Source organism: Photorhabdus akhurstii (assembly GCF_019090985.1).
In the GTDB taxonomy this organism is placed as follows: domain Bacteria; phylum Pseudomonadota; class Gammaproteobacteria; order Enterobacterales; family Enterobacteriaceae; genus Photorhabdus; species Photorhabdus akhurstii.
This window is the reverse complement of the sequence record NZ_CP020335.1, coordinates 4,339,514-4,350,917: the sequence shown is the minus strand read 5'-3', so window position 1 is coordinate 4,350,917 and position 11,404 is coordinate 4,339,514. Positions and strand designations below refer to the sequence as shown.

General features: G+C 46.8%; 15 protein-coding genes. 5 read left to right on the top strand and 10 right to left on the bottom strand.

Going from position 1 to position 11,404, the window contains the following annotated elements:
- Positions 1-2: 2 nt before the first annotated feature.
- From B0X70_RS18605 to sctN, 10 genes are all read right to left on the bottom strand, one after another.
- Positions 3-839, bottom strand: a complete 837-nt coding sequence (locus tag B0X70_RS18605) for a T3SS regulon anti-activator ExsD domain-containing protein (protein WP_105394524.1) — start codon at positions 837-839, stop codon at positions 3-5.
- Between the two features lie 114 nt (positions 840-953).
- Positions 954-1,772, bottom strand: coding sequence for a helix-turn-helix transcriptional regulator (locus B0X70_RS18600; protein ID WP_040150126.1), 819 nt, complete (start codon positions 1,770-1,772; stop codon positions 954-956).
- A 750-nt stretch (positions 1,773-2,522) separates the two neighbouring features.
- The gene (gene sctU, locus B0X70_RS18595; RefSeq protein WP_046395153.1) at positions 2,523-3,578 is read right to left on the bottom strand and encodes a type III secretion system export apparatus subunit SctU; all 1,056 of its coding nucleotides are present in this window, start codon (positions 3,576-3,578) and stop codon (positions 2,523-2,525) included.
- Complete coding sequence (gene sctT, locus B0X70_RS18590) at positions 3,575-4,363, bottom strand: type III secretion system export apparatus subunit SctT (protein ID WP_046395152.1); 789 nt, start codon at positions 4,361-4,363, stop codon at positions 3,575-3,577. The genes sctU and sctT overlap by 4 nt, the downstream gene beginning before the upstream one ends.
- Positions 4,360-4,626, bottom strand: a complete 267-nt coding sequence (gene sctS, locus B0X70_RS18585) for a type III secretion system export apparatus subunit SctS (protein WP_036775290.1) — start codon at positions 4,624-4,626, stop codon at positions 4,360-4,362. Before sctS ends, sctT begins: the two co-directional genes overlap by 4 nt.
- A 2-nt stretch (positions 4,627-4,628) precedes the next feature.
- Entirely contained in the window at positions 4,629-5,282 is a 654-nt protein-coding gene (gene sctR, locus B0X70_RS18580) for a type III secretion system export apparatus subunit SctR (RefSeq protein WP_046395151.1), read from the bottom strand.
- Positions 5,279-6,208: a type III secretion system cytoplasmic ring protein SctQ gene (gene sctQ / locus B0X70_RS18575; protein WP_217470089.1), complete on the bottom strand. Its 930-nt coding sequence runs from the start codon at positions 6,206-6,208 to the stop codon at positions 5,279-5,281. Before sctQ ends, sctR begins: the two co-directional genes overlap by 4 nt.
- Entirely contained in the window at positions 6,205-7,431 is a 1,227-nt protein-coding gene (locus tag B0X70_RS18570; protein ID WP_217470087.1) for a type III secretion system needle length determinant, read from the bottom strand. The genes sctQ and B0X70_RS18570 overlap by 4 nt, the downstream gene beginning before the upstream one ends.
- A gap of 11 nt (positions 7,432-7,442) precedes the next feature.
- Positions 7,443-7,904, bottom strand: a complete 462-nt coding sequence (locus B0X70_RS18565; protein WP_036775296.1) for a type III secretion protein — start codon at positions 7,902-7,904, stop codon at positions 7,443-7,445.
- On the bottom strand, positions 7,904-9,226 hold the full coding sequence (gene sctN, locus B0X70_RS18560; RefSeq protein ID WP_036809056.1) for a type III secretion system ATPase SctN: 1,323 nt from the start codon (positions 9,224-9,226) through the stop codon (positions 7,904-7,906). The genes B0X70_RS18565 and sctN overlap by 1 nt, the downstream gene beginning before the upstream one ends.
- On the opposite strand from sctN, the gene B0X70_RS18555 reads away from it, so the two are divergent.
- The 5 genes from B0X70_RS18555 (at position 9,225) to sctX (ending at position 11,403) form a co-directional block, all read left to right on the top strand.
- The gene (locus tag B0X70_RS18555) at positions 9,225-9,461 is read left to right on the top strand and encodes a hypothetical protein (protein WP_217470085.1); all 237 of its coding nucleotides are present in this window, start codon (positions 9,225-9,227) and stop codon (positions 9,459-9,461) included. The genes sctN and B0X70_RS18555 overlap by 2 nt on opposite strands.
- 71 nt (positions 9,462-9,532) lie before the next feature.
- Complete coding sequence (gene sctW / locus B0X70_RS18550; protein ID WP_217470084.1) at positions 9,533-10,405, top strand: type III secretion system gatekeeper subunit SctW; 873 nt, start codon at positions 9,533-9,535, stop codon at positions 10,403-10,405.
- Positions 10,386-10,673 (top strand): TyeA family type III secretion system gatekeeper subunit, encoded by a 288-nt coding sequence (locus B0X70_RS18545; protein ID WP_036775304.1) that lies wholly within the window; start codon positions 10,386-10,388, stop codon positions 10,671-10,673. The genes sctW and B0X70_RS18545 overlap by 20 nt, the downstream gene beginning before the upstream one ends.
- Complete coding sequence (sycN, locus tag B0X70_RS18540) at positions 10,670-11,041, top strand: type III secretion chaperone SycN (RefSeq protein WP_046395145.1); 372 nt, start codon at positions 10,670-10,672, stop codon at positions 11,039-11,041. Before B0X70_RS18545 ends, sycN begins: the two co-directional genes overlap by 4 nt.
- On the top strand, positions 11,038-11,403 hold the full coding sequence (gene sctX, locus B0X70_RS18535; RefSeq protein WP_036775307.1) for a YscX family type III secretion system protein SctX: 366 nt from the start codon (positions 11,038-11,040) through the stop codon (positions 11,401-11,403). Before sycN ends, sctX begins: the two co-directional genes overlap by 4 nt.
- The last annotated feature ends 1 nt before the right edge of the window (position 11,404 follow it).

The window sequence follows — 11,404 nt, the reverse complement described above, 5'->3', positions numbered from 1 at the left end:
AATTAGGTCGTCGTCGATTGCCAATAAAAACTGTCCTGTGGCAGACACAGAACACGGGCACAAAGCCATTTTTGTAAGTGAATGGCCGACTCGTTGTCATGCTCTAAAGCGGTTAACCACGTCCAACAGGATGACAGTGCTTCGGGAACCGGTGTAAAAGCGGTCAGGTCGCCGCCAGCTTGGAGCGCATCCAGCCCGGTAAACCAGTTGGGCCATGCTTCGCGAGCTTGGGTTTCCGTTGTCAACAGCAATTTTTCTAATAGTTGTTTGCGTTGATTAAGCGCTGTTTGCAAAGATATAACCTCTTGATGATGTTGTTTACGGCATTGAGATGGGACACTTTCCACCTGCTGCCAAAAATGCGCTTTAGCCCGCAATTGCCGTTCTTGGATCTGTAACTGCTCAAATTCAGTGAACCAGAAATCTATCTCTGGCTCCAACAAACGGAGCCACCAGTTAAATAGCGGGTGTAATACCCAGTGCTGTAAAAGATGCCTGTCAGCCAGGTTTATGCGGTCGCCCAATACCTTATTCCAGTCACATTCCGGTTCTGCCGCCGCTCTGATGAGCTGTTGTAGATCATCACGCCGCAAAGCTTGTCCACAATTTAACCGTCTACGAAACCAGACGGACTTCATCAAGCTTTCCAGCAGATGTCTGGGTAGCAAGCGTTGTAATAAAATAAACTGTTGGCTATTAATAATGTCGCTATTTTGATACTGAATAGCCGATGATTTTCCGAGTAACTGATCCCGGCGTGGAATTCCCGACTGCATGACAGAGATCTTGCGGCCGAGAAACATGCTGGTTCGAGTCTGATTATGGTCTTGCTGGCTCATGCTATGCTCATCTTGCTGCTAGTCACTCTTGTCGATTAAATTAGGAATGGCCTTATTTTATCTGTCAGGCCAATGGTTAACTTGTAAAAAACGTCAGATTATTTTAGCCAATCGTTACTCTTTGCCATACCTGGCCCGACTGGGGGTGCAATCAAAGCGTCTTCGATAGCTTTGAGTAAAGTAAGATTGGCTGGAGAATCCAGCTTCCATTGAGATATCAACAATACTCATCTCACTGTTGAGTAGTAGTTGGTGTGCATAAAGAATGCGGCGTTCACTGATCCAGGCGCGTGGTGATATTCCGTATACCGAACGGAACAACTCTTTGAAAGTGGTTAATCCCATACCAAATTCTTTAGCGAATTCACTGAGTTTCCACTCCTTAAGGTAGTGGTTTTCCATAAAACTCTGCAAACGTTCCACTTGGCGGTTGCTCAATTGTCGTAATACTGACATGAGCAAAGTGCCTTGTTCTCCAAATGCTAATAACAATAGCAACTCTTCTGTTCTGAGTTGACCCAACGCTGTGGGGTAATCATGAGCCAGTAAATCGACCAGCCCATTTATACTTTGAGATAACAGAGGCGATGAGGTAAATGCAATTAATTCGGGTGTTGGCATATTGTGCCGCTCGACCTCACTGAGCAGAGTGCCAAAACGTTGCAAAAAACCGTGGAGAAAAGCGGTGCTCAGAGGCAACCAGAGTAGCTTACAGGTATCACTACGCGTTTTTGCTGCATAACTGCCACGACGAACAAAAAGCAGTTCGTTGTGGGAGATATCGTAGGTATTGGTACTATCCTGCCATGTCATTTCACCTTCGAGTAGGATATATATCCCTTCCTGAGGATGTTCTATAACGTTAAAGGCAGGCATGCTACGTTGGAATAGCGAGATATCCATTCCCTTCCCTGATGTTGTGATGCCGTTCATTCTATTGTCCTGGATCTGTTGGTGTATGTCTTAAAAATACAAATCACATTATTATTAATAGATATTTTCTTCGTTTTCGCTGCCTGAAATAGACAGAAAGAATAGTTTATGTATTTAACCTGATGGTTAACTATAGCACCTTTTAATTAAAATGATTTTTGCTAGTGGGCCTATTTATGTTCCTTGGCCCGAATACCGAATTATTCTCACGTTTTATAAACGAAGAGTAAAAAGCGATCAAATTTTTATACGATAACCATTGCCGATAGATTTCGCACTTTTAATCATAAACTGGGCCTTTTTTCCTGACTGATATTGATAGTTATCTCCTTTTATTCAGGCAATGTATTAATGGTTCAGAATACGTTAATAATTGTAATGACTAGAGTAATATTAACGGATTAACAGGTATAGAAGTCAGCGCAAAGTGAAATCCAAATGGCTATATGTAATATAAATTACTTAATAATAAATTCAATCTGGTTTCAACGATTTGATCAATCGATAAAAAGGTAAAATCAACCGAACTGAATTGGATTGTTTATTATAATATTGTTTAAGGAATGTTGGTTTATTGGCGGTAATTTTTATTTATATTAAATTTGTTGTTATTATGTAATCTAATCGTAATAATTAAGAGACGAATCTGAATTATATTTCGTTTATATTGAGCATTGGCGAGGTGTTTTGAATGCCAATGCTCAGTCATATATGTAGTTTCGCTGTTAAAAAACGCTATTTGGGAACAGGTTACGACTCAGGAGCACGATCTTGCCACTGTTCTAGCCAGCGTAACACTTCTGCGGTAGCTTGGATGAGATCGGCAGGAATATAGTGGTCGATTAAGCCATCCTGATAAAGCGCCCGTGCCAGAGGAATACGTTGTAACACCGGAATACCTTCCTCTTCGGCAATACGTCGAACTTGTAGGGCCTGAGCATCGGTGAACTTGAGCGTGATAAGGGGTAATGGTGTTTCCCCTTTCTTGTAACGGATACCCACCGCAATGTGAGTTGGGTTGGCGACGATCACTGATGAGTTCTTGACGCTGGCACGCATATTGCTCGACTGTAATTCTTGATGAAATTGACGTCGCTTACTTTTGATCTCTGGGCTGCCTTCACTCTCTTTGTATTCCCGTTTGATCTCGTCTTTGCTCATTCTAAGCTGCTTAATATGTTGGTAGTGTTCGAAAGCATAATCAGCGATAGAGATCACGATAAATCCAATGCCACACACGGTCATTAACTGGGTTAACATCATTCCCAGTACAGGGGTGATGCATTTCTCCCCACACTCTGGTAGGTAGAGTAACGCTTGTAGGTTGCCTGCCAAAGTCACCCAGACTAAGGTACAGAGCAACCCCACTTTAAGTATCGATTTGATGAATTCCACCAGACTCTTGATAGAGAAGATTCTTTTAGCGCCTTCAACAGGATTGATCTTTTTAATATCAGGTTTGATGGAATGTCCACTCAGTAGAAAACCGTATTGGGCGAAGTGTGAAGCCAGCGATAGCAAAGCGGAAACGCTCAGAATTGGCAAGCAGAGGTAGACCAGCTCCTGCATCAAGTTTTCAACCACATGGTTTAAGGCTTGGGGAAAGGGTTTATCTAGCAGATTAGCCGGGATTAGCATCAGTTTACTCAGATGCTCCAAGTAGTATTCAGACATGACCATCATCATGCCGATTAGCCCCAAGATTAAGGAGGTAGAGACGACTTCGTTACTCTTGGTTACTTGGCCTTTCTTCCGGGCATCCCGGAGTTTCTTGGGGGTAGGCTTTTCAGTCTTTTCTCCACTCATGGCGCCTCCAGAATAGGGATTAACATGCGTACCGGGGAGAGAATTAACAGCACCTTGTCATAGGCGTGATGCATCAATAACTGGATATAGATAACCAGTAGCAGACTGGCAATTGCGCTTTTGATTGGCATTGCCAACACGAAAACGTTAAGAGAAGGAGCGAAGCGGCTAATCAGTGCTAACCCGAACTCAGCCAGAAACATGGCAATTAACAAAGGGGCGGCCATCAGGGCGCAGAGTTGCAGCAGATAACTAAACTGACCATAGAAAAAATGGAGCCATTGGTTGGTAATGTTGGGGAAGAACTGCGTCACTGGCCAACTGTTATAGCTCTGAAAGAGAGCGCCAAGCAGGCTAAGAAAAGCGCCGCCGGAGAAAAAAAGTGTGATTAGCGTTTGAGTTAATAACAGACCTGTGGGTGAAGTTTGACTTCCCAAGGAAGGGTTAAGCACTGACGCCATTGTTGCTCCCCGTTGGTTATCTATAATAAAACCGGTGGCTTCCATCGCCCAAAATGGAATAGAAGCGATAAAGCCAATGAGCAAACCAAGCAGGACTTCTTTACCGAGCAACAGCGTCAACTCCAGGCTACCTAATGTGGGCAGTGGGTTGCCGGCTACAGTTGGGTAAGCATAGAGGGCCAGTGAACAAGCCACGCCGTTGCGGATTAACCCACCACCTAGCATCTGTTTGCTGAGCACAGGGAATATCACAAAGCAGCTCATGATGCGCGGTAATAGCAGGGTATAAGCCAGCATTTGCTGCTGGAGCTCTGGTAAGGTCATTTGATCAGCGGCACCTTAAGAAAGGTCATGTTGGCAAAGCTATAAAGTTCGTTGCCAAGCCAGGTAGCTGTCGCGAACAAGGTGATAACGACCGCGATTAATTTAATAACAAAACCCAATGTTTGTTCTTGTATTTGGGTGAGTGCTTGGATTAGCGAGACTAATGTTCCCACTGCCGCAGCCATGAGTACCGGAGGCAGGGAAAGGATTAACACTAACCAGAGCGATTGGCTGGTGAAATGCAAAATATCAGCATTACTCATATTCAATCTCCGTAACTGATAACAAGGCCGTGTGTCAGGCGTGTCCAGCCATCAAGCAGGACAAATAACAGTAACTTGAAAGGAAGAGAGATAGTCATTGGAGAAACCATCATCATTCCCATTGCGAGCAGAATGTTAGAAATAATGAGATCGATTGCAATAAACGGCAGATAAAGCAGAAACCCGATTTCAAAAGCTCGGGTTAATTCACTGACTGTAAAGGAGGGTAACAGTATCAACAAGCTGTCTGGTTCTAGCCGATCTGCGTACTGGCTTGGCCAAATTTGTCGGGTACTGTCGATAAAAAAAGTGCGTTCACTGGGCTTGATATGCTGTTTAAGAAAGTTTCGGTAAGGTGTCAGGCCCTCTTCCACAAATTTCTCTACTGATTGTGAGTTGCTGAATGAAACTTCATTTTGACGCAGGTAATCTTGAGTGGCGAAACCCACCGGAGCCATCACATAGATAGTGAGGATAATGGCTAATCCGTACATAGCCATGTTGGGTGGGATCTGCTGTACGCCCAACGCGTTACGCAATAAGGAAAATACCACGGCCAGTTTGAGAAAAGAGGTTGCCATTACCGCGATAAAGGGAAGCAGAGCCAGCAAAGCCAGACCGATGATGAGATCCAATTCGTTCGGTAGCTGGATCATGATTGTTTCTCCACGGAGAGATGTTCGACTCTTACTCCCAGACGCCCCTCAATATCGACCAACCGCCCTGAACCCAGGCATTTCTGATTGACAAGAATACGTACTACACCGTCTGAGGGAACGCCAAGATCGAGTAATGAACCGGGTTGCAGGCTGGTGAGTGTCTGTAGATCCAAGGTCTGACGACCCACTTCGAAACTGACATGAACCTCCAGGTCGTTTAAGTCCGTTACTGGCAGAGTGTCGTCAGAATTGTCAGAGGAGGGGGTGTGCATAGTGATTAACTCCAGTTTATGGTCATGGGATTTAAAGTAAGCCCAAGGGCGTCCTTCCAGATACGCTAATAAAGGGGCATCTGGTTGTTGCTGTGGGGGCAGTAGCAGCACATCCCCTGATTCCAGGGTGCGAAACGCATCTAAAGTCAGGGTTATTGCTCCCCATTGCAGAGAAAGTCGTAATGGAATAGACAGGCACTCGCCAGGTTGACGTTCTGGCAATATAGCAATTAAAGGGGATGGCTCTGGTAACCAGAGCGGCAATGTGGCCCCCGGCCGTTCAAGGCGTAATTGTAAACAAGCTGACAAAGGGCGTTCCGACGTGGTACGCAGTGCTGACCATGACAGAGTGGGTAGCACTTTGCTCTGATATTCCAGCAGTGCCAGCAGCAGATCTTGAGGGAGCGAGGTGAGATTCGCTTGTTGTAGATCAGGAGCAAGCCACAATGCTAGCTCGGCTGCATGGCAGTAAAAGGAAAAAGTTTGTCCTTGCCAATGGGCGATCAATGCCCTGTCCAACGTTTGGGGAGGGGCGGCCACATCCAGAGAGAGATGGCTATTATCCCAACTAAATTGTTGCTGGTGGCGATTCAGGGTCTGATGCAGCGTTAATTCTTCTAATGAAACTTTGGATAGGGTTAGGTCATTCATGCATCTTTTTTCCATTCTTCATATACGCTGCGACGTTGACGTGATCCGTGTTCACTATCCGTTTGAGGCGGAAGGGAGAGTTCAACCGTTTGTGTTGGGTAAAGAAGTTGTAAACGTTCAATCAGTTCAAAGCGTGCCTGTTTCAGGAGTTGTTGAGCTGCGGGATTCGCTAAAATCTCGATTTGAAGTTTGCCGTACTCATTAGTGAGTTGGATCTCAAGCGCCCCCAGGCTAGGAAGCGTCAAGTGTAATGTGGCCGGACGCGGTTGCTGTGTGAGTTCGATACTGATCTCCACACTCAGTTTGTCGATCAATGCTTCCAAAAGGGGAGATATGGTTGAAGTTGCTTGCATCGTGGCGAGGATGCGTTCCCCTGGCAGAAGTGGTGTTTGCGGCAAGAAAGGGGTTTTCCCATCTGATCCGCCGGAGTAAGAGGATTGAGAGTCAGACTCTTTTGGCTTTGGTGCCAACAAATGGTAGGTCTCGACTTCATCCAACGCTTTTTTTTCCGTAATGTTGCTTTCGTTGGCGATGTTGCTTTCGTTGGCATAGTGAGCAGGTATAAGTGAAGTCGGATCTGTCTGTTGGTGAGGAGTAGCACCGCGTTGTGTGTCTGGTTGAGATGGGGATCGGCCAGGTGTTGTCTGTATCACTGCATGATATGCCAGTTCATCGTTTGCGTTTTGCTGTACAGGCGTCATTGTTGCGTCAGGATGGCCAGTCACAGTGATATCAACTGGTTTCAGGCCGGAATCAGGCAAGACGTTCAGGTTTGGCTGATGCGTTGGGATTCCAGGTGCTGACAGAGACTCTTGTATCTCGCTAGCGATCTCACTAAGGCGATGAACGGAGGTCGATAAATTTTTCTTCTGATTTTGAGGTGGCGCAGGCATGTCATGGCCTGCCAATGGTAAGGCTTGCTTGCGCGTATCATCAATTACCGGTTGGGGGGAGCCGAATGGTGGAAACTCCTCATCTGAGTCATGTGTAGCATGCCGATCCGCTGTTTTACTATTTATTGTGTTAGTTAACGTTGTTGTGTTAGTTAACGTTGCCGAGTTAGTTAACGGTTGTTCTGTCCGCTGTGTGGTTGACTGGCGTGTGTTGGCGGCATGAGAGGTGATAGCTTGCTCGAAACGGCGTTGCAAATCTGCGTCTGCCTCTGTGGGAGACGACGTTGGGAGGGAGGAGACACCTTTGCCGATAGCTGTCAGTGGGTTCATACTCTTCTGTTTTACACTCTTTCTTGGCGATGGAACTCTTCTTGTTCCAGCTCTTCCTGGTATTCACCTTGGGCACGGATCGCCTCTTGTTGCTGACGACCCAATTCATTAAATTTTTCTTGCTGCTGGCGTGCGTGGTGCAATACACGCTGACACTCTTGTAATTGACGGAGTTCCAGCTCTACTTTTTCTTTCATTTCAGCCGCTTGCTTTTCCAATTGCGCTTCATTTTCGCGCAACAGGGCAACTTGTTGTTGCCAGCGTTCAAGACCTTTACGGTCAATAGGTTTGCCCTGACACAGTGCAAAAAGCCGCTGTTCCTCTTCTATTCGCCATTGACCGTAATCTTGCAGGGTTTGCAAAGCCTGTTGATGGTTTTGACGGGCTGTTTGTAGTTTCATTTGTTGCAGAGAAAAATGTTTTTCAGCGCGTTCGACTCGTAAGGCTTTTATGCGTTGTAAACGGCTAATCATTATCTTGTTATCTGCTGTAATAGCGCTAAAGTTTGCGGTAAATCACTTGGCTCATGAGTGCCTTGGCGTAACCAGCTACGTATTGCGTCAATACGCGCAATGGCATTGTCAGCAACGAGATCTTGCCCCTTTTGATACTCTCCAATCTGCAACAAAAGCTCCACTTCTTCATATTTAGCTAACCAGTTGCGTAACAGGCCAGCTTGAGCCTGATGTTCAGGAGTAATAATTTGATTCATTACCCTGCTGGCGGAACGTAGCACATCGATAGCGGGATAGTGGTTAGCCGCAGCCAGCTTGCGTGACAAAATAATGTGACCATCAAGGATAGATCGAGTCTCATCTGCTACGGGTTCTGTCATGTCATCGCCTTCCACCAATACGGTATAGAGGGCGGTAATCGAACCTTTGTCGGATTGACCCGCACGTTCCATTAATCGTGGCAAAGCCGCGAACACTGACGGAGGATAACCACGCCGGGTTGGTGGTTCACCGGCAGCTAAACCTATTTCTCGTTGTGCTCGGGCGAAACGGGTCACAGAATCCATTAATAGCAGTACACGTTTGCCTTGATCACGAAAATATTCAGCGATTGACGTAGCGACAAACCCTGCTTTAGCTCGCTCCATTGCCGGGCGATCTGAGGTCGCGACCACCAGCACGGAACGTTTTAGCCCCTCTTCACCAAGATCCGATTCGATGAATTCCCGTACTTCACGGCCACGTTCACCAATGAGCGCCAGCACGGTAACATCAACTTCGGCGCTACGAATCAACGTAGATAGCAATGTGCTTTTTCCGCCGCCCGCCGCGGCAAAAATCCCCATACGTTGGCCTTCACCGCATGTGAGTAAGCCATCAATAGCGCGTACACCGAGTGAAAGCGGGTGTTCAATCCGTTTACGGCTCATAGGAGCCGGGGCATCTCGATAAACGGGATACCAAGCTTGTGGTTCCGGCAATTGGCCGCCGGCAAACGGATTACCTAGCCCATCAAGGACTTGTCCTAACAGGTAATCACCCACACCAACTTGGTGCATGGCTCCGGTTGGACTGACTTCGGTATTTGAAGAGATGCCAAACATTTCACCAAGTGGCGTCAACAGCGCTTGATGTTGTTGGAATCCAATCACCTCCGCTAAAAGCGACAGCGTGTTGTCAGGATTGCGTAAGTGACAAAGTTCACCTATCCGTACACCAGGAATGACGGCTTTAAGTAGTGTACCCGTGACCTGTGTAACCCTGCCGCGAATCTGAATTAGCCGGCATTCATTAATGGCGTGGCGCATTTGGCCGGGAATATGGTCAAGGGAAAGCTTCATGATCGTTTATATAACCTCTGCTGCAAATACTATAAAGAAGGGAGAGGGGGAGGGATTGCAACCTGAGTCGGGAGTTTTTAGAAAATGGTTGGAGTTTGCCTGGACGTTCCCTGCTTTATCGGTGAGATTTCCTGATCTTATTCACGGCGTATTGTTCATGCTTGATGCGCCTTACACCAGACCAATGGGACTCTGCCTTGGATTACGACGGATTTTGCTAAAAATTCACGACTGATTTTGGCATAGGCGCTGGGACGGTATCTTTATAATTTGTTCATTATTAACTCTGATATGACAAGGTAGGCTATGGATATTATCCAGAATCATCTTCATTCGATAACTTTATCAGAACCGGGTACCGGGGTTACCGCACAACAGGAGCAGGCTAAGGTTGGTCAGTTTCAGGGAGAGAAAGCCGTGTTGGTATCGGCATCCCAATCTTTTGCTGATGCGGCTGAAGAGCTGACCTTTGCATTTTCGGAGCGCAAAGATATGCCGCTCTCCAAGCGTAAAGTTAGCGATGGGCATGCCAGGGTACGAGAAATTGAGGCGCTGGTGGGCGAATATTTGCAGAAGGTGCCGGATTTGGAGCGTCAACAAAAGGTCAAAGCATTGATCTCTCACTTAAATAGCGCTCAACTGACTAATATTGCTCAGTTACAGGCTTATCTGGAAAGTTTCTCTGGCGAGGTGAGTGAGCAATTTTATGCGCTGAGTCAGGCCCGTGACGCGCTGGCTGGCAGGCCGGAGGCACATGCCATATTGACATTGATTGATCAGGAGTTGTCACGTTTAGCGCAAGAGCAAGGGATTGCTATCGAGTTGGGAGCCCGCATTACGCCTGATGCCACGACAGCGGCGAGAAATGGGGTTGGCAACTTGCAAGCGTTGCGCAACATCTATCGTGATGCAGTGATGGATTATCAAGGGCTGTCGGCTGCCTGGCGAGATATTCAAGCCAATTTCAAGAGTAGTTCCCTGATGGAAGTAACCGGATTCATCATGAAAGCGCTGAGCGCTGATTTGGACAGCCAACAGCGGCAACTCGATCCGATTAAGCTGGAACGTGTAATGAGTGACATGCATAAACTCCGTTTGCTTAACAGCTTATCGGTTCAGGTTGAGCAGTTATGGAAAAGCGTGATAGAGGGGGAGAGCCATGGCATACGGGCCTTCTGACCTTATGGGGGATGTCGTTTCTCTGGTTGAGAAACGTTGGGCCAACGTGCGGGATATTGAAATGCTCGGTCATGCTTTGGGATTGCAAGATAGCCAAACTCAAATTCATTTCTATCGGGAGTTGAAGCGATTGATTCGCTTGATTCCGGTAGAAGTGTTCAGTGATGAAGAACAGCGTCAAAATTTGCTTAATGCTTGTCAACTGGCGCTGGATACAGCAATTGAGAGAGAAGAAGACGAATTGTGGTCGGGAGAGGGAGCGTCATGAACTGGATAGAGCCACAGTTGCTCCAGTTTTGTCAGGATTTGGGTATGGAGATGTCTGATGTTTCTAGTCCCTTGATTCAAATCGATTTTGAGTATTCTGGTACGTTACAAATTGAGCGCTATGGTGGCGCATTAACACTTTGGCTGGCCCGCGAAATTCCCTGGCATCAGGGAAAAGAGGTCATGGTTAAGGCGATGTTACTCACTTTCAGTGGTCAGGGGCCAGAACTGCCCTTGCGTTGTGGCTGGTTGGGGGAAGATCGCCTGTTATTGTTTGTGACACTGGATGAACGAGATATAACCTTGCCTTTGCTGCATCAGGCATTTCGCTCTTTATTAAGAGTACAGCGAGAGGTGCTCGCTTCGTGAGCAAAATCGCTGCCGCCCATATAGGAATTGAACAACTAACGGCGATCAGTCGGGAAGAGATAGGGGTTAGTTTACCTGATCGCTACGCGTTATTGCCTGATGGTCAATCCGTTGAGACTCACTCTGCACGTCTTTATCCCGCTAACAAGGCTGATCAGGCTTTGTTGGCTTTTGCTTGCCCGCAAGATGGGTTTCACTCTCTGTTGCGCCCACATGATTTCCGTCAGGCTGTGAGTGGTCTGCGTACAATTTTGCAACAAGATGATGACGTCAGGGTACAGCATGCTGTCTCCCTGTTGGAAAAAATGAATCAAGATGAACAGTTGTTGCAGATGGCTCTGCACCTGTTGCACAAGGTATGAC

What these genes read in the sequence shown, in the direction of transcription:
- sctS (WP_036775290.1), bottom strand. Translation starts at nt 4,626, where the DNA reads ATGAGTAATGCTGATATTTTGCATTTCACCAGCCAATCGCTCTGGTTA.
- sctU (WP_046395153.1), bottom strand. Translation starts at nt 3,578, where the DNA reads ATGAGTGGAGAAAAGACTGAAAAGCCTACCCCCAAGAAACTCCGGGAT.
- sctN (WP_036809056.1), bottom strand. Translation starts at nt 9,226, where the DNA reads ATGAAGCTTTCCCTTGACCATATTCCCGGCCAAATGCGCCACGCCATT.
- sycN (WP_046395145.1), top strand. Translation starts at nt 10,670, where the DNA reads ATGAACTGGATAGAGCCACAGTTGCTCCAGTTTTGTCAGGATTTGGGT.
- B0X70_RS18570 (WP_217470087.1), bottom strand. Translation starts at nt 7,431, where the DNA reads ATGAACCCACTGACAGCTATCGGCAAAGGTGTCTCCTCCCTCCCAACG.
- sctW (WP_217470084.1), top strand. Translation starts at nt 9,533, where the DNA reads ATGGATATTATCCAGAATCATCTTCATTCGATAACTTTATCAGAACCG.
- B0X70_RS18605 (WP_105394524.1), bottom strand. Translation starts at nt 839, where the DNA reads ATGAGCCAGCAAGACCATAATCAGACTCGAACCAGCATGTTTCTCGGC.
- sctQ (WP_217470089.1), bottom strand. Translation starts at nt 6,208, where the DNA reads ATGAATGACCTAACCCTATCCAAAGTTTCATTAGAAGAATTAACGCTG.
- B0X70_RS18545 (WP_036775304.1), top strand. Translation starts at nt 10,386, where the DNA reads ATGGCATACGGGCCTTCTGACCTTATGGGGGATGTCGTTTCTCTGGTT.
- B0X70_RS18555 (WP_217470085.1), top strand. Translation starts at nt 9,225, where the DNA reads ATGATCGTTTATATAACCTCTGCTGCAAATACTATAAAGAAGGGAGAG.
- sctR (WP_046395151.1), bottom strand. Translation starts at nt 5,282, where the DNA reads ATGATCCAGCTACCGAACGAATTGGATCTCATCATCGGTCTGGCTTTG.
- sctT (WP_046395152.1), bottom strand. Translation starts at nt 4,363, where the DNA reads ATGACCTTACCAGAGCTCCAGCAGCAAATGCTGGCTTATACCCTGCTA.
- B0X70_RS18565 (WP_036775296.1), bottom strand. Translation starts at nt 7,904, where the DNA reads ATGATTAGCCGTTTACAACGCATAAAAGCCTTACGAGTCGAACGCGCT.
- B0X70_RS18600 (WP_040150126.1), bottom strand. Translation starts at nt 1,772, where the DNA reads ATGAACGGCATCACAACATCAGGGAAGGGAATGGATATCTCGCTATTC.